Source organism: Flavobacterium plurextorum (assembly GCF_002217395.1).
Lineage (GTDB): Bacteria > Bacteroidota > Bacteroidia > Flavobacteriales > Flavobacteriaceae > Flavobacterium > Flavobacterium plurextorum.
In genome coordinates this window covers 17,195-42,573 of sequence record NZ_MUHD01000003.1, presented here as the reverse complement: position 1 = coordinate 42,573, position 25,379 = coordinate 17,195, and the positions used below count along the sequence as shown (strand labels likewise).

The 25,379-nt window shown below is 32.6% G+C and carries 20 protein-coding genes; 9 read left to right on the top strand and 11 right to left on the bottom strand.

All coding sequences use genetic code 11. The annotated features are described in order from the left end of the window. Positions 1-35: 35 nt before the first annotated feature. Genes B0A81_RS01290 through B0A81_RS01280 form a run of 3 tightly spaced genes read right to left on the bottom strand, consistent with a single transcriptional unit; the run spans position 36 to position 3,037 of the window. A complete protein-coding gene (locus B0A81_RS01290) occupies positions 36-1,403 on the bottom strand; it encodes a sensor histidine kinase (protein WP_244281203.1) in 1,368 nt (455 codons plus the stop codon). Next, entirely contained in the window at positions 1,393-2,085 is a 693-nt protein-coding gene (locus B0A81_RS01285; protein ID WP_089056321.1) for a response regulator transcription factor, read from the bottom strand. Before B0A81_RS01285 ends, B0A81_RS01290 begins: the two co-directional genes overlap by 11 nt. Positions 2,086-2,119: 34 nt before the next feature. After that, on the bottom strand, positions 2,120-3,037 hold the full coding sequence (locus B0A81_RS01280; protein WP_089056320.1) for a bestrophin family protein: 918 nt from the start codon (positions 3,035-3,037) through the stop codon (positions 2,120-2,122). A 233-nt stretch (positions 3,038-3,270) separates the two neighbouring features. Between B0A81_RS01280 and B0A81_RS01275 the strand changes: the two genes are divergently transcribed. After that, a complete protein-coding gene (locus B0A81_RS01275; RefSeq protein ID WP_233206976.1) occupies positions 3,271-4,014 on the top strand; it encodes a polysaccharide deacetylase family protein in 744 nt (247 codons plus the stop codon). A gap of 353 nt (positions 4,015-4,367) precedes the next feature. Here the strand turns inward: B0A81_RS01275 and B0A81_RS01270 are convergent, their stop codons facing one another. Further along, a complete protein-coding gene (locus B0A81_RS01270) occupies positions 4,368-6,992 on the bottom strand; it encodes a phosphatidylglycerol lysyltransferase domain-containing protein (RefSeq protein WP_089056318.1) in 2,625 nt (874 codons plus the stop codon). Positions 6,993-7,366: 374 nt separating this feature from the next. Here B0A81_RS01270 and B0A81_RS01265 point away from each other — a divergent pair, with 374 nt between their 5' ends. The 5 genes from B0A81_RS01265 to B0A81_RS01245 all read left to right on the top strand — a co-directional run bounded on the left by B0A81_RS01265 (position 7,367) and on the right by B0A81_RS01245 (position 12,559). Further along, entirely contained in the window at positions 7,367-7,888 is a 522-nt protein-coding gene (locus B0A81_RS01265) for an RNA polymerase sigma factor (protein ID WP_089056317.1), read from the top strand. 47 nt (positions 7,889-7,935) lie between these two features. Continuing rightward, positions 7,936-8,145 carry a hypothetical protein gene (locus B0A81_RS01260; RefSeq protein ID WP_089055026.1) on the top strand — a complete coding sequence of 70 codons (210 nt, stop codon included), beginning with the start codon at positions 7,936-7,938 and terminating at the stop codon, positions 8,143-8,145. A 12-nt stretch (positions 8,146-8,157) separates the two neighbouring features. After that, a complete protein-coding gene (locus B0A81_RS01255; protein WP_089056316.1) occupies positions 8,158-9,003 on the top strand; it encodes a FecR family protein in 846 nt (281 codons plus the stop codon). A 99-nt stretch (positions 9,004-9,102) separates the two neighbouring features. Further along, positions 9,103-11,715, top strand: a complete 2,613-nt coding sequence (locus B0A81_RS01250; protein WP_089056315.1) for a TonB-dependent receptor — start codon at positions 9,103-9,105, stop codon at positions 11,713-11,715. Between the two features lie 4 nt (positions 11,716-11,719). Beyond that, on the top strand, positions 11,720-12,559 hold the full coding sequence (locus B0A81_RS01245; RefSeq protein ID WP_089056314.1) for a DUF4249 domain-containing protein: 840 nt from the start codon (positions 11,720-11,722) through the stop codon (positions 12,557-12,559). Between the two features lie 113 nt (positions 12,560-12,672). On the opposite strand, the gene B0A81_RS01240 is transcribed toward B0A81_RS01245, so the two are convergent. The 6 genes from B0A81_RS01240 to B0A81_RS01215 all read right to left on the bottom strand — a co-directional run bounded on the left by B0A81_RS01240 (position 12,673) and on the right by B0A81_RS01215 (position 19,701). Next, entirely contained in the window at positions 12,673-15,465 is a 2,793-nt protein-coding gene (locus tag B0A81_RS01240; RefSeq protein WP_089056313.1) for a carboxypeptidase-like regulatory domain-containing protein, read from the bottom strand. A 10-nt stretch (positions 15,466-15,475) separates the two neighbouring features. Further along, positions 15,476-16,495, bottom strand: coding sequence for a hypothetical protein (locus B0A81_RS01235; protein ID WP_123922146.1), 1,020 nt, complete (start codon positions 16,493-16,495; stop codon positions 15,476-15,478). Then, entirely contained in the window at positions 16,492-17,289 is a 798-nt protein-coding gene (locus B0A81_RS01230) for a fimbrial biogenesis chaperone (RefSeq protein ID WP_089056311.1), read from the bottom strand. The genes B0A81_RS01235 and B0A81_RS01230 overlap by 4 nt, the downstream gene beginning before the upstream one ends. 33 nt (positions 17,290-17,322) lie before the next feature. Then, a complete protein-coding gene (locus tag B0A81_RS01225; RefSeq protein WP_123922145.1) occupies positions 17,323-17,877 on the bottom strand; it encodes a hypothetical protein in 555 nt (184 codons plus the stop codon). A gap of 129 nt (positions 17,878-18,006) precedes the next feature. Continuing rightward, positions 18,007-18,552, bottom strand: coding sequence for a hypothetical protein (locus B0A81_RS01220; RefSeq protein ID WP_123922144.1), 546 nt, complete (start codon positions 18,550-18,552; stop codon positions 18,007-18,009). A gap of 255 nt (positions 18,553-18,807) precedes the next feature. After that, positions 18,808-19,701, bottom strand: a complete 894-nt coding sequence (locus B0A81_RS01215) for a helix-turn-helix domain-containing protein (protein WP_089056308.1) — start codon at positions 19,699-19,701, stop codon at positions 18,808-18,810. Positions 19,702-20,062: 361 nt separating this feature from the next. Between B0A81_RS01215 and B0A81_RS01210 the strand changes: the two genes are divergently transcribed. Both B0A81_RS01210 and B0A81_RS01205 read left to right on the top strand, forming a co-directional pair. Then, on the top strand, positions 20,063-20,806 hold the full coding sequence (locus B0A81_RS01210; RefSeq protein WP_089056307.1) for a DUF2490 domain-containing protein: 744 nt from the start codon (positions 20,063-20,065) through the stop codon (positions 20,804-20,806). 563 nt (positions 20,807-21,369) lie between these two features. Beyond that, complete coding sequence (locus B0A81_RS01205) at positions 21,370-21,753, top strand: GreA/GreB family elongation factor (protein ID WP_089056306.1); 384 nt, start codon at positions 21,370-21,372, stop codon at positions 21,751-21,753. 87 nt (positions 21,754-21,840) lie between these two features. Here the strand turns inward: B0A81_RS01205 and B0A81_RS01200 are convergent, their stop codons facing one another. Next, positions 21,841-23,325 (bottom strand): aminotransferase-like domain-containing protein, encoded by a 1,485-nt coding sequence (locus B0A81_RS01200; RefSeq protein ID WP_089056482.1) that lies wholly within the window; start codon positions 23,323-23,325, stop codon positions 21,841-21,843. Between the two features lie 64 nt (positions 23,326-23,389). On the opposite strand from B0A81_RS01200, the gene B0A81_RS01195 reads away from it, so the two are divergent. Further along, the gene (locus tag B0A81_RS01195; protein ID WP_089056305.1) at positions 23,390-25,252 is read left to right on the top strand and encodes a TonB-dependent receptor plug domain-containing protein; all 1,863 of its coding nucleotides are present in this window, start codon (positions 23,390-23,392) and stop codon (positions 25,250-25,252) included. Positions 25,253-25,379 lie beyond the last annotated feature (127 nt).

Sequence of the window (25,379 nt, the reverse complement as noted above, 5' to 3'; positions counted from 1 at the left end):
AGTTAATGCTGGTTTCCTTAAAAATGAAGAATTTTTTAAGGAAACAAAAGAGAAAATGAAGTGCCTTTTTGGAGTTCAGAATCTACCGTAATTTTGATATTATGAAGTTTTAGTATCTGCATGGTTATAAAAAGTCCTAATCCTTGTCCTTGTATATGGCGTGTATTATCGCTTCTAAAAAAAAGATCAAAAATAGCCTCTTTATCATGATCTGAAATTCCAGGTCCCTGATCTGTAATTTTTATTAGAAGTTTATCATTTTCTGCAGACGCAAAAACAGTTACTTGTGCAGGTGATGAAAATTTAATGGCATTATCTAAAATATTGTACAAGGCAATAAATATCATGTGTTTATTGACGTAAACAGAAAGAAGATCTTCATGATTTGCAACGGCATTTAAATTTACAGAAACTTTAGATTCAGGATATTCAATCGCTTTTTTCTCCAGAACATTCCACAGAATTTCATCTATTCTCACCGTTTCCATTTGCTGCGGCTCAGAAAGTTCAAGTCCAGACAATACTAATAAACCTTCTAATGTAGCTTTCAAGTGTAAAGTATCATTTCGAAGCGATTTTAGAATATCTTGATATTGTTCGTTTGTTCTTGGCTGCTGAAGTGAAACATCTATATCACCAATAATAATAGTAAGCGGTGTTTTTAATTCGTGAGAAGCATTTTTGAGAAAGTTTTTCTGAATCATAATACCACTTTCTAATCTTTCTAAGAGATAATTGAATGTGGTCGCAAGTTCTTTAATTTCGTCTTTATCGCTGGTTTGCGGAATTTCTAATCTAGAATGAAGATTTTCTGTAGTTATGGTATTTACTTTGGCAATAACTTCTTCAAAAGGGCGAAATGTTTTTCGCGACAAAAAAGTTCCTAAAAAGTAATTTAAAGGTATGCCAATTAAATAGAACAGTAAGAACATCAGTCCCAATGTTTCAAGCTGTCTGTTGCCGGCGCGATCAATTCCTGAAACAACAATTATAAAATCTCCTTGGTTGTCTTTATAGAATAACCCAACAAATTGTCGGTCATTTATAGTAAACGACGCCATTTTGTTTTTGATTATATGATCTAAATATTGACCATTTAAATCCATATTAATATTGTCGCGTACATAAAGCTGTTTTGTTTTGGCATCGTAAACGCGAATAGATTCGTTGTCGATTTTATTGTATTGAATTTCAATCTGTCGATAACGTTCGTTGTTGATTTCCTTAATTTCATCTTTTTCAAAGTAAAAAAGGGCAGTAGTCATGGCGTGATCTTCCAACGTATCGATGTACAAATCTTTCATGTGACTTCTAAACAAGAAAAAAGCACCTGCCATAAGAAGTCCCACCGTAAAGGCAAAAAGCAGGGTAGAATTTAAAGATAGTTTGTTTTTAAGATTCATGACTCTTTTGTTTGAGCATATATCCTGTTCCTTTTATAGTATGAATTAATGGGACTGCGAAGTTTTTGTCTATTTTATTTCGCAGATAATTAATGTAAACGTCTACCGTGTTTGATGTCGAATCAAAATCGATACTCCAAACAGCCTGAGCAATTGCAGTTCGAGATAAAGCCTTTTCACGATTTTTCATAAAAAATATTAAGAGTTTTAACTCTCGCGATGAAAGATTTAATTCCTTTCCGTCTCTCGAAGCACTTTGTTCTTTCATATTAATTTCGACTCCTGCATAGGATTGAAAATCTAGAATTCCGCTGCTAAATTCCGCACGACGAAGCTGAGCATTTATTCTTGCCAGCAGTTCTTCGAACATAAACGGTTTTGAGAGATAATCATCGGCGCCGGCTTGTAATCCTTTTATTTTTTCTTGCGGTGTGTCGAGTGCGCTTAGAATGAGAATTGGAACTATTATTTTTCTGCTTCTTAAGGCTTCGCAAACTTCAAATCCTGTAATATCAGGAAGCATAATGTCTAGAATAATAATATTATATTCATTTTCGGTAACTTCTTTTATGGCTTCAAAACCTTTTGCTATTGTTTTAACTTCATAAAGATGTTCTTCAAGTCCTCTTTTAATAAAGGAAGCAACTCTTGGATCGTCTTCAACTAATAATACTTTATTCATAATTAGATATAATTGTAATGCTGGCTATTATAAGTTAAGAGATACAATAGTCATTTGAATTTTTTATTGGAGTTACTTTTTTATTGTTCAATTCTAAAAGTGTATTTTCTATCATTTGCGACATTGTGTCCAAAGCAAGGTCATTGGGCTGAAGTCCAAAAGGATTTTCCAATTCATCAGCAATCGCTTCAAGTGCTACAAAAGTATATGCAATAAATACAATTATAAATGGTGTAATCCATCCCATTGTTTCTACAAAGCCAAAAGACAATAAAAAACAATAAATATAAACGGTTCTATGCAGTAATACACTATAAGTATACGGAATTGGTGTGCTCGCGATTCTTTCGCAGCCGCCAACTATATCGGAGAGTTTGTTTAGGTTTTCTTCGAATGCAAGTTGAGTAATGCTGTCAATCTTGTTTTCAGATTTGGCATTTTTTACCCAAATTCCTAATTCACGTAAAATGATGACAGGTTTAAATTGTACTTCTTTAAGTTGTTCTGCAAGTTCTTTTGGAAGCAGTCGCGTCATGTCTTGTGCCGAATCTGTTTCTCTAAGCTGATGTTTCAGACTGTAAACAAATGCAATTAGTAAATTAAGAAAGTTATCACGTTTTGCTTCATAAGCATTGTCATTGATCAAAGTAATGCTTTGTCTGGCTAGAGATCTAGTGTCGTTAAGCAGCGCGCCCCAAAGTTTTCGGCCTTCCCAAAATCTGTCATAACTTACACTATTTCTAAATCCAAGGAAAATAGCAAGCGCGATACCAAACAAAGTAAAAATGGCAGGATTAATATGTAAGTTGTATTGTATAAGATAAGGCTTAAAATAAACTACTGTAAAAGAGAACAACAGTAATAATAGAAGTCTGGGAAGGAGCTGAGGCAGAACAGAACCTTTCCATTCAAAGAGCATTTTAAACCAAGTGTCTTTTTTCTTTATAATCATCTGAAAGCGGAGAAATTATTGACTATAAAAATAGTTAAAAGTACAACCTGTTACAAGAAAAATAATAGAGAATATGAGAGAATATTATTTATGTCTAGTGTAAGTAAATGATTTCAAAAAAAGTTTATATTTGACTCTTAATTTTATCATTCAACAAAACAATCAAAACTTTACTGTTAACTAATTGATCGCGGTTTATGAAGCTTTTTTTTATCAAAATAATGGTGTTTTTAATGTTTCTTACTTTCTTGGGCTGCGACAGCAAAAAAGGAAAACCGGAACCAAAACCGTATGAAGCAGGCGTAATTTTATCTTTTGATGATGCTTATGTCGATGAATGGTTTGAGGCGGATCAAGCTTTGAAAAAATATGGATGGAAAGCTACTTTTAATGTTTGCAGAATCGATTCTATAGGAGCTCCTGAACTAAAAAAATTGCTGCAGCTTCAAAAAGAAGGTCATGAAATTGCAGGTCATGGTTATCATCATTATAATGCGGTAAAGTTTGTAAAGAAAAACGGAATCGATGAATATATGAAGCAGGAAATTGATCCAATGATTGTTTCCATGAAAAATAAATCTTTTAAGGTGACTACATTTGCATATCCTTACGGTTTAAGATCTGATGCGCTTGATAAAGCGTTATCTGCCGATTTTAAAATTATTAGAGGAAGATCTTTTGGCGGCGAAGTTCCAGAAAAACAGAATAGCTATTTTAATAATTCTAAAATAGTTTTTGCTTTTGATATCGATAACAGCCACATACATTTTAGTATTCCATATGTTTTAGAATTGCTTGATTATGCAAAGAAAAACAATAAAATTTTGCTTTTATGCGGTCATAAACCAGTGAAAAATGTAACTGAAAATTATCAGGTAAAAATTGAAACTTTAGAGTTTATCTGCAAGTACATGAAACTAAACGATCTTAAGTTTTATAAATTGTCTGATTTAGATGATCTTCTTCCTAAGAAATAAAAGATATTATAGTATTGTTTTTTTGCCACAGATTTCAAAGAAGTCCTTTGGCACTTTGAAAAGAAGAAAGAAAATGAATAGCGTCCAGCTTTATCTGGATGTGAATAGTAAATTATGAGAATGACTTTAGTCAAATCGTATTAGATTAAATTTGGCTAAAGCCTGAATCTATAACTAATTTTTCTCCTATAGTTAAAACTGGAGGCAATTTAAGTAATGTAAAAAATACAATGAGTAAACAAAACAAAGAAGTAACAGTTTTAAAAGAATAAGATATAATTTAATCCCAATAATTTCTTTTTTATGACTTTATGACTTTCGACTTTAAGACTTTCAACTTTATGACTTTCAACTCAACTTTTAATTACTTTTGCTAAAACCTGCGGAATTTGAAGCAGGTCATAATCGTCATTAAAAACGATATATTGATTTTGCCATGAAGGAGAGAATTTATCTTTAAAATCTCGAAGACCTTTGTAATGCGAAAATGATTTTAGTTTTTCATAAGCGTATTTCATTGATTTTTCTTGAATAGTCTGCGGATTTTCGATTCCGCTCATTGGCGCAAGACCAAGATCTACAAAGGAAACATTTTGTGCTTTTAAATGATTGAAAAGTGTTACCATCATAAAATCGATAATACCATTTGGCGCATCATTTGTTTTTCGGATTAAGTCGTACGTGCTTTCATTTTTCTTATAATCGGGAATGATATTTAAGAACGCAAGTATTTTACCTTCGTTATTTTCTACTGTAATAATGGTTTGTTTTTTGAGTTCCTCCCAAAGAAAAATTCCTTGAGAAAAAAGCACTTCTTTTCGTGAAGTTTCAATAAGCCATTGATCGCTTACGGCTTTTAGTTGCTGCAATAAACTGTCTTTTATTGGCGGCTCGTTTATTACAGCGCGCAAACCTAAATCTGTGATCTTTTTTATTGAATTGCGCAAGGATTTTCTGTTTTGTCCTTCAAGATTAAACTCCTGCAGATTTACAACAGCGGCCTGCCCGACAAAAAAGTATTTTTTGCCCATTTGCGTGTACATTTTTAAGTTTGCTTCTGGTATGCGATAAAACATGCTTCTTAAGCCATAATCATAACAATATTGGTCAAATTCAAGAATGCAGGAACGGATTTCTTGTTCATCACGTCCAACGGGATTTTCTAGTACAACTGCAAAGTTTCCTGACAATCTATAAGAAAGAAACGCATTTTGATTCTTTGAAATAAAAAGCAGTTTATCAAAATAGGTTTTGAAATAATCTAAACTTGAATTACCGTATTGTTCTAAAAGTGCAGAGGCAATTTCTTTTTCTTGTGCAGTGACTGTGTTTTTTAGAATCGAAGGTTTTACTAATGTGAAAATTAAGAAGGCGAAAGAAAGAAATCCGCTGATTTTGAGCGATAGTAAAAAATGCATCGCAAATGTTCCTGTTGGATGCAGGTTATCACTGCTAATTAGAAAATAGTTTTGAAGAGTATATCGAACCGATTCAATAAAACTAAAATCAATGTTAAAGTGTTTTTTGTCGAAGAAATAAAAGCCAAGCACTCCGTAAATTAAGACAGCAAGTATACTTAATAGTGAGGTTTGTAAGCCAATAAGTCCAAGTTTTGGGTTGGCTTTTATATAATATTCTTTTCGCGTTGCAATTAAAACACAAAGTACTAAAAAAGCAATAGTCGATTCTTCAAAATCAATTGCTTTTGTAAGGTTTCCAATCAATGAAATTATGGATAATAATACGGCAAACCACCAAGCCATTCGGAGTCCTTTAAGCATAAAAGCTGCTGTTACTAATAAAAATAAACCAGTGGTGAGTACCAAATAGTTTGAGGTATGTATCGCTTCAATAGGAAGGATATCTTTAAGCGTTAAAAGCCTGCTGTGAATGGCTGGCGTAACAACCGAAATAATATTTATAACACCAAGTATGAACAAAAGCAGTGCAGGGACTATTCGCAAAATTAGTTTTTGTATTCTTGATGCAAACAAAAATACGGCGGCAAGTAAAGGCAGCCAAAATTCGAAAACGCGGTAAAACAGTGTTATCGCAACGGCTTCCATATTATTAAAACCATATTTAATTAAAATATAGCTCATTGAGACTTCGACAGCGCCAAGACCTCTTAATAAAGGAGAAACTATTAAAAAGATTACAGCAACTACATATGCAATTGAAGCTGCCAAGATAGAAGCCTCGAGCTGGATGGCTTTCATGCCGATGAAGATATGTATAATTCCTGTAAGATCAATTAATAAAGAGCAAAGTACAATTTTAAGAAAGCTTTTTCTATTGATTTTATGTTGCTGTAAATCGGTAATAAAAGGTTCTGTTTTTGGGAAACTTTTCAGCAGAAACTTGTAGAAACTTCCTTTTTGAATTATCGAATTAATTAAAACAAAAAGTAATGGCAGAATAAAGATAACAAGTGCTAAAACCAGCCATTCGCTATAGCCGATGCTTCCTTTTAATAGAGAAAAAAGAAACAAAGGTATTGCAAGAAGTACAACTGATAAAATTCCAACAAATCCGTATAGAGCAGAAGCTAAATGAATTTCCGTTTTCGTTGTTCCCTTTTTTGACAAACGTTCCGTAAAGAATAAAAGTGAGGTGATACCGCCGGCAGGAAGAAATACACTAATAAAGTTTCTTTTTATGAATAAAGCATTCGCATCTTTCCAGCTGATATTTGCTCCAATGGCAGAAAATGAAACTACATATAATAAACCTTGCAGAAAAATATATAGAATTGTGACAAGCAAAGCTATCAGAACCCATTTTGGCTGTGCTGTGGCAATACTGTTTTTTATTTGATACAATTCACTTTGTTCTTCTTTTATAAACCAAAAACCAATTGTCAAGAAAATTAAAGTCAAGGTAATCTGACCTAACAATTTCCCGTTTTTCGAGAAAAAAGCAACAATTCTTTTTTGAAGCGAGTGCAGAGCAGTTTCGGTTTGGTTTATTTCTCTCATAGAAAGGACTTATTTACTTTATTTATTATAAAAACAATTTATAAGTTCTGTATTCTGTATTTTTTAACGATTTTTTTTAAAGAATGATTGTCAATTGTAAAACTGAATTTTAAAAAGAAAATAACAGTTAAAAATACGCTTATTTTTTGTAAGATAAAAATTTGTGTTTTTTGGGATTATCAGCATAAATAAAGCTGAAAAGAATACTTTTTTTGTACTATTTTCTTTTCTGTCTGCTCATTTTTCGAATTAAATTCCTGTACTTTGCAGCTTAAGATTAGCTTAAAGAACTAAGTAAAAAAGTCTTTGATGCCAATTTTAAGATACAATATTATTTTAGACATTGAGTTAAGACTAATTATCGTATTTGCATTATGGACAATAGAAAGTTTATATTAAGTTTAAAGAATGGTAATGAGGAGGCTTTTAAGAAAGCATATCTTAGTTACTACGATAAGCTGATAAGTATTGCAAAACGATTTGATTTTACAGTTCTTACTCCGCAGGATTTTATTCAGGAAACTTTCTTAAGGCTTTATGATAAGAGAGAATTGCTCCATGAAGATGTTTTATTTGATAAGCAATTGTTTACCATATGCAAGAACATCATTATTAATCATGTAAACAGAGAAAACAAAGTAGTTCAACTTGATTCTCTGCGATTTGAATTTGAAGAGGAAGATACTGATACCACAGTTTTTGAAGAAAGAAAAGAAAAATTGTACAACTTCATAAATCAGCTTCCTGAACAGCAGCAAAAAATATTTACACTACATAAACTGGAAAACCTTAGCTATAAGGAGATTGCAGAGCTTACAGATCTTTCTGAAAAGACTATTGCCAATCATATTTATCTCGCCAGTAAATTTATTCGAAAAAAAATAGAAGATCATTAGGAACTTTTCTGTTCTCGTTTGTTATATATAAAAAAAGAGAACTTAAAATGCATATTGAATCTTATAAAACAGATGTAAAAAGCAAGGAAGATGCAAGCTTTATGGTTGCACTTCTGCAGTTTATCATTTCTGATTGTATCATGAATTTTGATTTGGAGGATTCTAATAAAATTTTGCGAATTGAAACCAATAGAGAAATAAAAGAAATGGTTTATGGCGTTTTTAATAAACAAGGATTTCATTGTCAAAAACTTTAGCGCTCAAAAGATATGGATGAAAAGAAATTAGAGGAAGAATTGAAAAAAATATGGGACGAAACTCCTGTTGCGCATTCTGACAGTGAAAAAGAAGCTTCTTGGGAAGCATTTCAGGCAAAAACATTTCCTTCAAAAGTAAAAAAGTTTAAGCCATGGCGTTATTATGCAGCGGCCGCAGCGGTGCTGGTTTTTATTTTCATAGGTACTGGAATTTACTTTAATAAAGATGTTACGGGTAATGCTGTAAATCTTGCCGGAGTTACAATTGAAAACTCGACTTCAATATTAAAAATTGTGGCTTTGCCGGACAGTTCAAGTGTAGAATTGAGCCCAAATTCTAAAATTGTGTATGCCAATAATTTTGCTGTTGACAGAAAAATTGAAGTTACTGGTCAGGCTTATTTTAAAGTTAAGAAAGACAAGAAACATCCTTTTCAGGTTTTTTGTAACGAAACGACAACTACGGTATTAGGAACTTCTTTTACAGTTGAGGGATATACTAAAAAAGAAGTGACTGTTGAGCTTTTTGAAGGAAGTGTTGAGATGAGTGTGAAAAACCAAGATAAAAAATGGATACTTAAACCGGGTGAAAAATTTACTTACGGAGAAACAACAGCTTCAGTATCTCATTTTAACAGGTTTACGGATTTTGAGAACGAAAAACTCAGCGTTGTCTGCACTTATATCGAAACAAATTATGGTTATAAAGTGACTATTCCAGAGGAATATCGCAGCCAGAGAATTACAGTACGAATAAATAAAAAGGAAGATTTAAAAACAATTGTTCAATTAATATCAGAAATGTATAACCTAAACTTTGAAGTAAATGAGAAATTAAAGCAAATTACTTTTCAGTAGAAAAGAAAAGGATGTCCTAGCCGCGAAACTAAACATCCTTCCCATAGTCAAGACAGCACGGAGCTGTCTATTTAATAATATTCAAAAATACAAAATTTCATGAAGTGTATAATTTCAACATGCTTTTTTTTATTCAGTTGGTGTATATGTGCCCAAAACATAAGCGTAACTGTAGATCAGACAGTAACATTAAAAGAATTTTTTAAGCAAATTGAAAATCAAACGGATTATAAATTTGCCTTTACGGATCAGATAAATACCAATCAGAAATATTTTACTCAAAAAGGTGTTTATAACAATGTTGAAGTAAAAGAGGTTATCAATCAGCTTAATAAGACTGCATTGGTTCAATTTTCGGTTGTAGGGAATAATATTTTCGTAAAACATAAAGCTGCAAAAACAACTAAAAAAAAAAATAAGCTGACAGGACAAGTTCTTGATGAAGACAAAGAACCTGTTATTGGCGCAAATGTTTACATTAAAGAAATTGCTGCAGGTGCTTCGACAGATGCAAACGGAATGTTTTCTGTGGATTTGGATAAAGGCACGTATACGGTTGTAATCAGTTATGTTGGTTTTAAAAATAAGGAAAAGCAAGTTACTGTTTCTGATGACACTAAGGTAAGATTCAACATGGAGCCAGATAGTCACGAGCTGGAGCAGGTTGTAATTACGGGAAACAAAGCTGTTGATGTTAGGAATACGCAAATGAGTGTTAATAAGCTTTCGATGGCAGAAATTAAAAGATTACCAACGGCGATGGGGGAACCGGATCCTTTAAAATCACTATTGACTTTACCGGGTGTTACAAATGCGGGCGAAGCTTCTTCTGGTTTTAACGTGCGTGGAGGTGCCGCTGATCAAAACTTAATTCTTCTAGATGGCGCTCCTGTATACGGTGATTCACATATGTTTGGTTTCTTTTCTATTTTTAATGCAGATGTCGTTAGCGGATTAGATTTATATAAAGGAGGTATTCCGTCTAAATTTGGTGGTCGTGTTTCCTCTGTTCTTGATGTAAGCCAGCAAACGGGTGATCTTACTGATTATAAAGTAAACGGGGGCATTGGTCTTATTTCAAGCCGACTTTTAGTGCAAGGGCCATTAAAAAAAGATGTTGGTTCGTTTATTATTGCTGGACGTGCTTCTTATGCGCATTTGTTTTTAAAACTTACTGATATTAAAAGTTCGGTTATGTTTTATGACATTAATGCTAAGTTGAATTATCGTTTAGGAGCAAATAATTCTATTGCTTTTTCTGGTTATATGGGAAATGATTTATTTGATATTAATAATTTTTTTGCCAGTACCTACGGTAATACTATGGGAACGTTTAGTTGGAAACATAGGTTTTCGGACAACTTAAATACAAATCTTTCTCTTTTTTACAGTGATTACAAATTTAATCTGCAAATACCCTTTCAAAAATTTGAATGGGATAGTAAAATTACCAACTATGGTTTAAAATACAACTGGAATCATGCGATATCAGAAAATTTTAAACTTAATTATGGTGTAGAGGGTTTGTATTATGATTTTAATCCGGGAACTGTAAAACCGTTTGGTGTTGATTCTCAGTATAATTACAATCAATTAGATAAAAAATATGCTTTAGAAACTGCTGCATATCTGGATGTCGAAAATCAGATTACAGAAAAATTGAATCTTCGTTACGGACTTCGTTACAGTATGTTTAATCGTTTGGGAGGCGAAAGTATCAATATTTATGAAAATGGAGAAGCAGTAGTTTATAATCCGTTATATCATATTTATGAAGAAGGAACTCCAATTGGAAGTACTTATTACGGAAAAGGAAAAACCATTAGCACTTTTACTAATTTTGAACCAAGATTGGCATTATCATATGCTTTTAATGACGAAACTTCTGTAAAAGCGAGCTACAACAGAATGGCGCAATATATCCACATGTTGTCTAATACTCGTGCTCCTTTGCCTATGACAATCTGGACGCCAAGCGGACCTTTTACAAAACCACAATTGCTGGATCAATATGCAGTAGGATATTTTAAAAATTTTAAGGAACAAGAGTACTCTTTTGAAGGTGAATTATTTTATAAAAAGATCCAAAACCGTATTGATTACATTGATGGAGCAAATTTGTTAGGTAACAATAATATTGAACAAGATATCTTGAATGGAAAAGCCAGATCTTATGGTATGGAGTTATTATTGAGAAAAAATACCGGTCGTTTTACAGGATGGGTTTCTTATACTTTGTCTAAAGCAGAACAAAAAACACCTGGAAGAACACCTGAAGAACCAGGTATTGCCAATGGCGAATGGTATTTGTCTGGTTATGATAAATTGCATAATTTGAATATTACAGCAAATTACGAATTCAATCCTAAATGGTCTTTCAATGCTAATTTCAGTTTACAATCAGGTCAGCCTGTAACATATCCAAATGGTTATTATGAATTTGGCGGAAGAAATATACCTAACTATACGTTGAGAAATTCAAACAGACTTCCAACTTATCATCATTTAGATATTGGCGCAACTTATACTCCTAAACCAGATAAAAAGAAAGGATGGCAAAGCTATTGGGTATTTAGTATTTACAATCTTTACAATAGGCAAAATGCGGCGTCGATCACGTTTGCACAAAATAATGATACAGGAATGAACGAGTCAAGACAATTGTCTATTTACGGATTAGTTCCTGGGGTTTCTTATAATTTTAAATTTTAATAGTATGCTGAGATTAAAACAATACAATTTTAAAAGTAAAGCGTTTACGCTGTTCAGTCTTCTTTTTGTTTTACTTTTTTCATCTTGTGATAAGGTTGTGGAACTTGATTTAGAAACAGGAGATCCCAAAATAGTAATTGATGCCGAAATCATTTGGGAAAAAGGAACTGACGGCAGCCAGCAATCAATAAAAATAACCCGAATGGCTCCTTATTACAGTGCTACTACGCCAAAGGTTTCTGGAGCACAGGTAAGAGTGGAGAATAGCAATGGAGTTGTTTTTAAGTTCAATGAATCTGAGCCGGGTTTATATGTCTGTACTAATTTTGTTCCTGCAATTAATATGGAATATAAATTATTTGTAGACGTTGATGGACAGAGTTTAACAGCGACTGAAAAATTAATTAGTGTACCGCCAATTGACAAAATAGATCAGGAATTTATGCCCGATATTACAGGACCAGACCTTATTGTGGTAACATTTTATTATAAAGACCCTGCTGATCAGGCAAATTATTATCTGACAGATTATAAAACTGATTTTCTGCCTTTTCCGGAATATACTTCTACAAGTGATGAATTTATTAATGGAAATGAAATAAATGAAAAATTTACAGATACTGACTTAAAGCCGGGAAAAGTTTTAAATATTACACATCGCGGTATTTCTAAAAATTTCTCTAATTATATGAGTTTAATTCTGGAAGTAACAAATTCAAATCCGTTTGCTGCGGCACCGGGTAATATAAGAGGAAATATTATTAATACCACTGACGCAAACAATTTTGCACTTGGTTATTTCAGGGTTTGCGAGGCAAACCGAATGACCTATACCGTAAAATAAAAATTAGTTTTTAAGATTGATTTGTATGTACATCTGGCATTTAAATAGAATGTCAGGTGTATTTTTTTTTGCAATAAATCGCAACAATTAATTTTTAGTTTGATTTAAGGAATCTACTGTTTTTTAAAACCGCTGGAACTGAATTTTCTTGTTTCTACACGTTTCTCCTTAATATTTAAAGTAAATTTTATTTCTTTAATAGTATTAGGTTCGGCATTTACAATCTGATTATTGTCTTCAACCTCAACATATTCTGAAAGACCCGTTTTTTCAAGACTTACGGTGTATGATCCTTTTGGTACATACAACACAAAGTTCCCGTTCTCATCTGTTTTGGTTGTAAATGCTTTACCATTATCGCCAATAGCAATAAGCGGCAGACCGCCTTTTTTCTTTGTTATATCAAAGCTTTTGTCAGTTGTAATGTAAGTTATTGATCCTTTTATAGCAGCTGTTTTATTTAAGCCAATAGCAATTTTAGTGTCTTCATTTACATTTACTTTTACTTCGTCAGCATACCATTCATTTGTATTAACAGGTTTTATAGAATATGAACCAGCAGGTAACGATCTGTATTTTAGAATTCCATTACTATCAGTTCTAAACGCTTTTCCTTCAATAATTACAAGTTGGTTTACAGCTGGTGTATTTTTAGCAGTTGTTTCATTTTTGTTTCCCGTTTCATAGTAAACATAAACTTCAAGTTCGTTTCTTGAGTTATCAATCTTTATAGGATTAAAGCGCTTTGTAAGTCCAACTTGAATCGTATTTAGAGTGTTTATACTAGTCGAAAAATCGCTGTAATAATTGTAAAGAAAAATGGTAAAATCTTTTGTTACATCATAATCCAAACGTCCATTAAACTGAAGTGATTCACTTATTATGCTGTTTTTAGAATAAACCATTCCAACATTAACATTCAGTTTATCATTAAAAAACTTGTGCTGTAAAGTAGGAGAGATGGTTAAATTGGTGTATGTATCTTTGATGCCTAACTGTGAGTTGGCAATGATTTCTCCTAGATAAAAGTTATTGTATTGATAAAAGGCTAGAAGATTAAAGAATTTCCAGCTGTAAATGAAATTGGTTTTAAAATGGAACTCTTTATTTTCGATAGTATTAGCAGAAAAAAGTCCGCCCTCAAAAGACAACGATAAATTTTGTTTTGTAGGAGCATTAAAGTAGGTTAAACCCAAAGTCATTCGGGCTGCTTTCATTGAATATTCTTCTGGCGTAAGTGTGCTGATGAGTTGTTCTTTACGACTCTCAGTATAGTAATAAGGAGACAGCGATACTACCAATGAAGAAAATCGTCGTGACGCTCCAATATCATAACGTGCTGTTGAAAAATGCGTAGAGGTAAACTGATTTCCAAAAGCTTCTGGTTTTGCAGATAAATAATTATAAACTCCCCAAAGATTATATTTACCTGCAGGGAGATTCACTCGTTCATTTAGGTTTACAACTCCTTTTCTCATTCCTGAAAAATAACCAGAACTAAGGTAGTTGGAACTGCTGTAGAACAAATTTTTAAATTTACCATTAAACTGAAGTTCTCCTGCACCGCCAAGTTTGTTTCCAGTTTCCATATTTGATGTAAGATTACTTACAGCACCGCCAAATCTAAGGTTGAAATTTTCTGATGTATACAATGAAAAGCGAGATGATGCCAAGTAGTTCTTGGTTCTGGAATAGGTGTCATCATCATAGATAATTGTATTCTCATAACCATTTTTCTGCATCCATCCGTTATTATGGGTAAATACAGCCCACGCCGATTTACCAAAAGACAAACTAGGATTATCAATGAGGTTAAACGTTTTGTCGATTGCACCAGCTTCAATAGTACTTTTTTCGCTGGGTTTATAGAAAGCTTCAGCACCTCTTCCAATTAGATTCATGTCAAAAAACTTCGATACGTTTCCAATTGTAGCTCCAAAGTTTTTTTGGCTGTAACCAAGCCAGGTATTTCTTAAAAAGACTTGATCTGAATTCTCCCACCAGTTCATGTCTAAATTTGCCTGCAAACTTCCCTTATTTATTTCTGCCCGAGCATTGGCATACAAAAAATAGGCATTTGTATTATCGCTGTTATGCTGCACGCTTGCTGTAACCTGATTGGATTGATTAAAGGCATAATTATAATCGGGATTATAAGGCATAACGTATCTTCGATCCTGTCTAATAGAACTAGCTCTTACTGTACCGTTAGTAATAATATCGCCATTATGATACAGTACTGTAATATTTATAGTAAAATCCTCTTGATTTAAAATAGTCTTGTTTACGATTTTTTTCAAGACTACAGTAGTATCAGTAAATGGCTGAATATTTATATCCTTATTTTCTATTGCACTTCGAGTTATAAAATCTGGATAACGGGCTAAAATGGTGATTTTTTGAGCGGTATTACCTTCATTAGAAATACGAATAGGTATTGCTAGACTATCGCCAGCTCTTTCATAGATTATGTTTGTTTCCAACAACATCACTTTTACCAGTTTTCGTTCTTGAATAAAAACGGGTAAAAAAACGTTTTTAGAAACTGAAGTTCCAGCAATAGTAAATACGGCTTCTATAGTGCTTTTATTTCCTGCTTTAGCTGTTGCGGCAACAATAGCTTTTATTGGAATAAAAATACTATCGTGAGCGGCCAATGTAATATTTTTGGATTTTCGCTGTGAAAGGTAAATATCTTCGTGACTGCTGCTTGTATCAAAAGTTCCTTCAATAGTATTGGAACTGGTATTTACAATTTTTACGTAAGCCTCTATAACTCCTTTGCTGCTTGTTTCAATTTTATTGTTTGTAAATTCTATAGTAAAGCTGCCATTTTGTGACCAAGCGTTTAAACTTGATCCCAAAATAGTAAGAAACAATACTATTTTATAGAATTTACTCAGCATTATAAAAAGGTTAATTAGGCATTATTACAAAATATACACGAGTACTATATGTTCCCGGATTAACATTTAGTCCCGGACTATTGGCTGGTATAAAAAATTTCACATTATAGGTTATGTCCTGCGGAGTACTGCTGGATCTAATCGCTATAGGCTGTGTTGTCGTTGCCAATGTTACAGGAGAAATTATTTGTAATCCTTTATAAGTTTGATTTGTACTTAATTGCAATTTTAAGTTAGAAAGCGGCAGTGTCTGCGATGATGTTGATGATATAAAATCACCTGAAGCTTCTACTGCCAGTTGTGAATTATAAGTGTTAACTCGCAGTGCATTTGGAATTGTAACCGATTTTTCGACGGTGTAATCAGATGGAGTGTTGTAGTTTAAGTTAAACTGCTGCGCACCATTTTGAAGTATAACGCTTTGACTTCCAAAATTTCCTCCAAAAGATAACTGAAACCTTGCATCACCAATCGGCGAGGTGTAGATGCCAATTAATTGTTCTGTCCCGTTGCTTATTTTATAAAGCTTAAATTCATATGATGTATTATACATTCCGTTTGGACTTACCAATAAATGATTTCCTCCTTGAATGGTTAAGTTATATCTAAAAAGTCTGTTTACGGCACCATTTAAGTTTACATTGCTATGAATAAGGGTAATTTCATTGTATTTGCTCAGCTGAAATACTTGGTTTGGAACATTGATAAATATTCCATTTGCTGATCCGCTGTTTTCTTGACTGTTAAATTTTAAATAAGCATATTGAGCACCTACAGTGTAGGCACTATTTACTTCACTGGTAAAATCCTGTGTAAGTCTTGCAGTAAGTTTCCATTCATTTACATCCATATTAGAACCATAATACTGTATTGGAATAGAAATTTGACTGTTAAGTGTTTTTCCTGATACCATTTCTGAATAAGTAGAAAATACAGGCTGTCCATTATTATAGGCGCCCAGCATATACTGAGCATTAACAGTGTATTGCGCAAATAAGTAACAAACGATAAAGGTTATTATTTGTTTCATAGACTAAATTCTAATTCAGCAATTTTTATAAGGTCGTTCTCGCCATAAGTTAAAATGGCCGAAACGGTGTAGTTCCCTTTAGCAAGATCTGCTGGTAATTGTTGTTTTAGGATTCTAATGTCCTTTGGAAGAGTGTAAAATTCAGATTCTTTCAAGGTGCTTTTTTTTCCGGTGCTATTATTAAATAATTCCCATTTTACCTTTCCATCAGTCCATAAATCGCCTTGATTTTCTATTTTTAGTTCAATGATCTTATTTTTATTATCATCAGCATAGCTTGTAAAATCAACAAAATCTACAAGAACTTTATTTTCTTTAATAAAACTATGGTACACTTTTACACCCATTCTTACGGTTACCTGTATCGCAGCACCATTTTGATCTGTGGCAGTTCCAGGGTTAAGCTGTGTAAAGAAAATCATTCCTGTATGAACGGGTACAGAAGAATCAGCAGATGCAGGAACTTTAAAAAGCACTTCAACTTGTTTAGTTTCTCCTGGTTTTACAACAAAGTATGATGACGGTAATATTTGTATCCAATCAGTGCATGAAGTTGGAAGCGTATTTGCTGGTACAATTTTATTGTTGCCAGACGGTTCATATTCCCAGTCGCTAAAAGAAACACCTACTTCTAGTTCTTTATCTGTAGGATTTGTTAAAGATACATACTGAGAACCTGATGCTCCAGAATTTAATTTATAATATAAACGTCCTGGCGATACAGATATTCCTGCCTGAGCTTGAATCTGATTTGCCATGAATAACCCAACTAAAACCAATATAAATTTTTTCATATTTTTATTGTTTGCTATTAGTAAATATACCAATTATTGCGGAATTAGGGTGTACATAATTGTAGTACTATATGTACCTGATTCGCGATTAAGATAATTTGGTGATTTTGTTTCAGGTATTGCGTAGTTCACATGAAATCCGCGCCCCCATTCTCCTGCAGGAGATTTTATAATAGTTGCAGGCAGTGCCGAAAGCATAATTTGAGGCACTACTTGAAGTCCAGCGGGCGGCTGAGCAGTAGAATTTGTAAGACTGCCGGTTACTGTTTTTACAGCAATTGTATTTACAGGTAACGAAGTGCTATTTCCATTATGAGAAAAATATTCCGTGCTTGCCTTTACAGTTACTTCATAAGCCGTACTCGAACTCACTTTTATATGATTCGTTTGCTGTCCAGAATCATTTCCCAAAAGGAAATGAGAAGGCTTAGCCATACTTATATTAACAGTAGGCTGAGAAATTTGTATGCTTTGTACTTGCGCAATAGTCACATTTACTTGTGTTTGCGCAGAACCTATATTTTGTGCCATTGCAGCTATAGGACAAAGCAGTAAAAATAAATCTTGTATGTTTTTAAGAGTTTTCAAGCCTAATTATATTTCTAAAATGGTTAAACAATACCCTCCAGAAAACAACTAATTCTGAAAATAATAGAGATAAAAACGGCACTAACCGCATAAAGCAGATTAGTGCCATTTTATTAAAAGTTTTTATTATTAGTTTGCTACTATAGTGTAAGTAAGCAAAGTACTGTAAACAGCTTCAGGTTTGTTTAAGTATACAGGAGCACTTACCGGAGGAATAGTGTACTGTACATTGAATCCGCGAATATCACCTGTAGTTGATGAAATAAGCTCAACAGGAGTAGTTACGCTAAGTGCTGGAGCATTTGCAGGGAAAGCAGCGTTTGATCCTGCATCAATACTGCCCGCAGCACCAGAGAAAGTACCCGGTGTAGTTTTAACAACAACAGTCGATACTGGGATAACATCATTACCTGGTGATGTCAAGTCTGTAGCAGCCTGAATAGTTACTTTGTAGCCATTAGTTGCACTTACTTTAACATGATTAGGTAAAGTACCTGTAGTGTTACCATTTGTAAAGTTTGCTGCAGTATTCATCCCGATAGTAACTGTTGGATTAGTTACTTCGATAGAATAAACGTTTGCAACATTTACGTTTAAATTAGTTGTTTGTGCAAAAGCAGAACTTGTTGACAACGCAATAATTGCAAATGATGCAGCCATTAAAAAATTTTTCATTTTATAATTTTTTTTAAGTTTAAGTTCTAAATAGTAGAGACTTAATTTATTTGGTGCAAAATTACTTTCGTGCGTAACGAAAGTCAAAGTCAAAAGAAGACTTTTTAGTGTCATTTTAAGACATAAAATGACTTTAACTTTTATTTAAGATGCATTATAACAATAAGTTAAATAAAAGTATTGGTGTAGTTTTAAAGCAGAAAACCCTTCAGAGAACTGTTCTGAACGTTATTCGTACTAAAGGCCGATCACTATTTAAGCAAGTTTATTTTTAGGAATGTAAACTCTTTTTTCTTCAAATTGTGTTCTGTAGTTTGTGGGCGACATTCCTGCAGCATTTGTGAAAAAACGAATAAAATTACTCGGATCCAAAAACGAGAGTTCAAAAGCTATTTCTTTAATACTCATATTAGTGTATCGCAGTAAACGTTTACTTTCGATTACAATTTCTTCAGTAATTACTTTTTTTGGCGGCATGCCATAAATCGAATTGCATATTTCATTTAAAGATTTTACTGGGATATTAAGTAAATCGGCATAATCTTTTACAAGTTTAGTTTGCTTTAGATTATCTTTTATTAGTTTTCTAAAGTGGTTTGCAATATTGACATCTCCCTTTTTAAACGTTTCAATAGGACTGTAAGCTCTATCTAATAATTCTTTCTGAGAGAATAGTAAAAGCCGCTCTACCGTATTATGCGCAAAGTGATACATTAAGTCATCAAAAGGTTTTCGGCATAAGTGCAATAAAGATTGATAGTATTGCTCTATAATCTTTTTTAAGGAGCTGTGAAGTTTATATTTTAAGGCATGCTCTGAATTAAAAAACACACATGAAGACAAAAACTGTCTGTCAAGATCTGTACGACAATAAAAGGCTTCATCGAAACAAACAAGCAGTACTTCAAAACTAGTTTTTGTGTCAACACTAAATACTTGATTTATGCCTATAAAACCACATTCAAATTTATTGATATCTATAAGGTTATTATCTACGTTAAGCGTTAATTCTCCAGATTTCAGCCAAAACATTTGATAGAACGAACTTCTAAAGGATTTGTTTAAGAGCGTGCTCTCTTGAGATTTTACTAAATGTACACTGTATCCGCTTGGGAAGTGATTTTTGTCAAGGCTTAGAATTTCAATCATGTTGTTTTATAAAAGAATATGTAATACTTAAAGATAGGAAAATTATAACAAAAAAGCGGAGTCAAAAGGAAAAGAAATTTATAGAAATAGTACTTAAATTATAACATTAAATAATAGTATTTAAGTTTAATATTTATAAAGATTTACTTTATTATTTTCTAATAGAAAATAATCACAGAAACAGAATATGATTTAATATTAAGGATTTATATAAAACAGTAAAATCGATTTTAATATTTTTAGCAAAGAAAAACTCATGAAAATTTGATTTTTACAAATAAAACAAGAATTAACAATGCAAAAAGCGTAATTAAATTATAAATTATTTAAATTAGCAATTCCTCATATAATTTGATAAAAAATGATTTTTAGATTACCTCTCATCAGCTTTATAAGCCTGTTTTTTCTACTCTTAAGTACAATTGCAAACGCCCAGACACAAAATACTTTTACAGGATGGGGAGCTTTATTTTCGACTTATAAATTAAATAATAAGTTCAGTATTCATTTTGACGGACAAGCAAGATCTACGGATGAACTAAAAGATATGCAGTCCTATATTATTCGTCCAGGATTAAATTATCATGTAAAAGATAATATGATTGCAACAGTTGGTTATGCTTATATTGGAAACCACAGAAGCGTTATGGATGTTGATGGCTGGATACCTGAGCACAGAATATGGGAGCAGTTTATTTTTAATCAAAAATTCACATTATCTAACCGTCCAGTTACTTTACAGCACCGTTTTAGATTAGAGCAGCGTTTTATGGGACAACCAGTGATTGATCAAAACGAACTTGTGACTGATAACTTTGAGTTTGCACAGCGATTACGCTATTTTGCCCGTTCTATTTTTCCATTGTCAGAGACAGCTAATTTTACCAACGGAGCATTTTTAGCATTACAGAATGAGATTTTTGTGAATATTCAGAACGCTCCAAACGATAGTTTCTTCGATCAAAATAGAGCTTATTTGGCACTAGGATGGAGATTAAGTCCTAAGTTTGATGTTGAAGCAGGTTATATGAATCAATACATACTTGGAAAAAACATTAATACCGTAAATAATATAGTGCAAGTAGCAGCTTACGTAAGGCTTTAAACGCATTCAATACTTATAAATTTTAAAACATCCTAAAGAAGAATTTTTCTTTTTTAGGATGTTTTTTTTGCGGTATTATTTTTATAATGTGCGGCAAATAAATTTCTACAAATTTTAATTTGTTTATGTAGATTTATTAGTTTCTTAAATATTTGTAATACAAAAGAATATGTCTTATTACTTATGTTTTTATTTTAAGTAAAATCTATTTTGGTTTTTTGATTTTTTTTCTTTCAAAAAAAGAGGTATCTTGCACTAAGTTAAAAGCACTTGTAATAATGACTATTTCAAATTTTTATTTAAAAAATAATCGCTTGATGCGCCTTATGGGCACGTTATTATATTTGCACGACGATACTTTCTTAAAAAGTTCGAAAGAGTTTATTAATTAAGCCCTGTCAAAACTCTAGACAGGGATTCTTTCATTCAGACGGCTCATTTATTTAATCTTCAATTTTTATTTAGGATTAGGATATCATTGAATTTACACGCTTAAGAGCCATAAAATGGTTCAATGATGAGTTATATATCATACCTATGAAAAATGGAGCAAACAGAAAGTTATGTCACAATTACAAAATATCATTTTAACAACAGGAGTATACGATTTAATTAAAGATCATGTAAGAAGAAAAAAAGTAACCTTACAAGAAGAAAAATTGCTGCTTGATGAACTTAAAAAAGCAACACAAGTATTAAGAAGAGATTTACCAGAAGATATTGTTTCAGTAAATCGAAGAGTAACTTACAAAGATCATGCAACAAATGAAGAAAAAACAGTTGTATTTGTTGGTCCTGAGAAAACAAAAGTAAGTAAAAATAAAATTTCAATTCTTTCAGATGAAGGTATTGCAATGGTAGGATACAAAGTGGGAAATCTAGTAGAATGGCCGGCTAAAAAAGGCGATTTAAAATTCGAAATCTTAAAAGTAGAAGAAGTAGCTTAAAACTTCTTTTATAATCAAAAAAATATCCCATAAGAAGCATTTCTTTATGGGATATTTTGATTAATATCAACTCTTAGTACTGCAGTTTTAAATGATCTCTTCGAGAGACTGACTTAAAATAGCAACAGCATTTTCCATTGCTGTTTTGTCCAAATGTCCAAAGCCTAAACGTGTAGCAGTTAAATCTTTTGTTTGATATAAAATTGTCTTTGGCAGGAATAACCCATTTACAATACATTGCTTTTGAAGCGTTATTAAATTAAAGCTGTCAAGCCATTCAACCCAAATCGCCAAACCTCGAACAGGAATTTGGAATTTGATTTTGCCGTCTAATTTTTCCTTTAACAATGAAACAAAGTAATCTCGGCGTTCTTTATAGATTTTTTTGTTCTTTTTTGAAAGACGATGAACTTCGCCTTCCGTAATCCACTCCGTTAAAACCTGCTCTTTAATAACATCAATACTAGGTTCAAGAATATTTTGATGTTTTTCTAGCTCCTGAATAAACGCTGAAGGCGCAGCAATAAATCCGTAACCAAAACCTGCAGGTAAAGATCTTCCGAATGATCCAATATAAACGACTCTTTCATTAGAATCTAGAGCTGCCAAAGGCAATACTGGATTATTATCATAATGAAAATCAAAATCGTAGTCATCCTCAACAATAACAAACCCGTATTTATTAGCCAATTCAAGTACTTCCATTCTTCTTTTGGCACTGAGAGAAGTTGTTGCAGGATAATGATAATTTGACGTAAGATACAATAATCTGATTTCCTGTGTTTCGCAAATTTGTCTTAGATGTTCCGTATCAATTCCGTCCTTATCAACTGGTATCGAGATTATTTGCGCGCCGCTGTCAGATAATGTCATATTCGACATATAGTAGCCCGGAGATGCGACAACAACTTTATCATTGGGAGAAATAAGTAATTTTAGGACTAAATACAAACTGACTTCGTGACTAGAAGTAGTAAGTAAATTTGATGTCGAAATGCGTATGCCTCGTGTTAGATTTAGAAAGTTAGAGAACTGAGTTTTAAAATTTAGATGAGATTGCGTTTGAATTTGTTCCCAGGTTTCGGTGTGTTTTTTTCTTTTTAATTTAGAAACATAAAGCCTCGCCAGAACATCAGTTTGAACGAGTCGTAAATCAGGTAATCCATCATTAAATTGATAAGGCAGAGTGCTGGTTTCTTTAGGATTCTCTAGAATTGTAGAACGTTTAAAAGTAAAAGGTTCACTTATTTTTGATGTGTTTTTATTTTCAGTCGGAACAAATTCAGCTTTGTTTTTTTGTTTTTTCTCCGATAAGATAAATGTTCCTTTATTGGGTAAAATTTCAATCCAGCCTTGTAATTCTAAGTCCTGAAAAGCTTTAATAAGTGTATTTCTATTAACCTCTAATAATGTACATAATATACGTGTTCCCGGAAGTTTTGTGCCTTCAGGAAGTAAACCAATTTGTATCGCTTTTATAAACTCAAAAACGATTTGTAGATATATAGCAGTGGATTCTTCAGGCTTAAGCTGAATGAAACTTTTGAAGGGAATTTGAACCGGACTATCCATTTTTATAAAACTGGTACACATTAGTAGTACGGCAAGATACTACTTTTGCAAAAAATTAAAAAAAATGACAAAGATTTATTTTGCTTTATTAACCTTTATGAGTGTTAGTTTGTACGCTCAGGTTCAAAAAGACACTATTAAAATTGACGAGGTAATAATTAACGAAAATAGATTTAGCACGCCTATATCTAAAAAAAATAGAAATGTATATGTAATTGATAAAGCAGCGATTGAAAAATTGCCTGGAAAAACTATTCAAGAAGTTCTGCAATATGCGAATGGTGTCGATTTAAGACAAAGAGGCCCATTTGGAAGCCAAGCTGATGTGAGTATTGATGGCGGAAGTTTTGAGCAGACTGTTGTGCTTATAAACGGAACTAAAATTATCGATTCGCAAACGGCACACAATATGCTTAATCTGCCTATTCCGGTTGAAGTAATCGAAAGAATTGAAATAATTCGCGGGCCGGCGGCACTTACATATGGAATAAATAGTTTAACGGGAGCGATAAATATTATAACCAAAAAGCCTGCGCAATCTGGATTTTTAGTAAATACTTATGCGGGTTCTAATTTTGAAAAGGATACGCAAGATACAGGTGATACATTTTATGGTACGGGAATTCAGGTTGGAGGAGTTTTAAGTAAAGAGAAACAACAACATTCGCTTTTTGCTTCTCACGATAAAAGCAACGGATATAGATACAATACGGCATTCGAAAATAATAAAATATTTTATCAAGGTAATTATCAGATTAACGATAAAAATGAAATTTTAAGTTCATTTGGTTATATCAATAATGGCTTTGGTGCAAACGGATTTTATGCAGCTCCGGGTGACCGAAATTCAAGTGAAGTTGTACAAACTACATTTGCATCTGTACAATCGAAACATCAATTATCGGATAAATGGGCACTTATGCCTCGAGTGAGCTATAGATATAATTATGATGATTATCGTTATTTTGGGATTTCCAATCTAAAAGCAGGAAGAAGTCAGCATTATACCAACTCATTAGCTGCCGAAGTTAATACCACTTATAAGATGGAAAAGGGAGAATTGGGCTTTGGTGCCGAATTTCGAAATGAAAATATTACTTCGTCTAACATTGGAGATCATGATCGAGAAAATTTTGGAATTTATCTGCAGTACAGAACTACTTTTATTGAAAAGTTAGATGTGAATTTAGGTACATATCTTAATTATAATTCCGATTACAAATGGCAGGTTTATCCGGGACTTGATGCAAGTTATGCGGTTACGAATGCTTTTAAAATTGTTGGAAATATTGGAACAAGTCAGCGTATACCATCGTTTACAGATTTGTATTTAAATCAACGTCCTGGGAATATTGGTAACCCAAATTTGGTAACCGAAAACGCATTTCAGAGCGAAATTGGATTCAAATACACGAAGCAGAATTTTAGTTTTAATGCCAATTATTTTTACAGAAAGATCAGCAATTTTATAGACTGGACAAGAGATGTTACCACTCAGCCGTGGCAAAGTAACAATTACGGAAATCTGAATACAAATGGTTTTAATTTGCGTACGAACTATAGAGTTAATTTTTCTAGTGATTCTAGGCTAAACATTAATTTGGCGTATTCTTATTTAGATTTTAAATTTCAAGATGTTATTGATGATTTGTATGCTAAATATTTGGTTTCTTCTTTAGAGCATCAAATAACAAATACAATCGATTTTCAGCATAAAAAATTTACGGCTTTATTTGCAACCCGTTTTAATAAAAGAATAACTGGTCCATCATACTGGATTAATGATTTTAGAGTAAGCCAGTCTATTAAAAAAGTAACCATATATGCAGATGCACAAAATATTTTCAACACCACTTATTACGAAGTTGGAGCAGTTCCGCTTCCGTCAAGATGGTTCAGTTTGGGAGTAAAATTTGTGACTTTTTAAGTGTATACAGTCAGAATGATTTAGAAGTTCGAAGCTGTAATAACTGATTAATTATAAGAGTTACTAGTATACCAGAACGCGGATAAAGCGGATTCGCTTACACGAAAACACTGATTAAACGGATTTT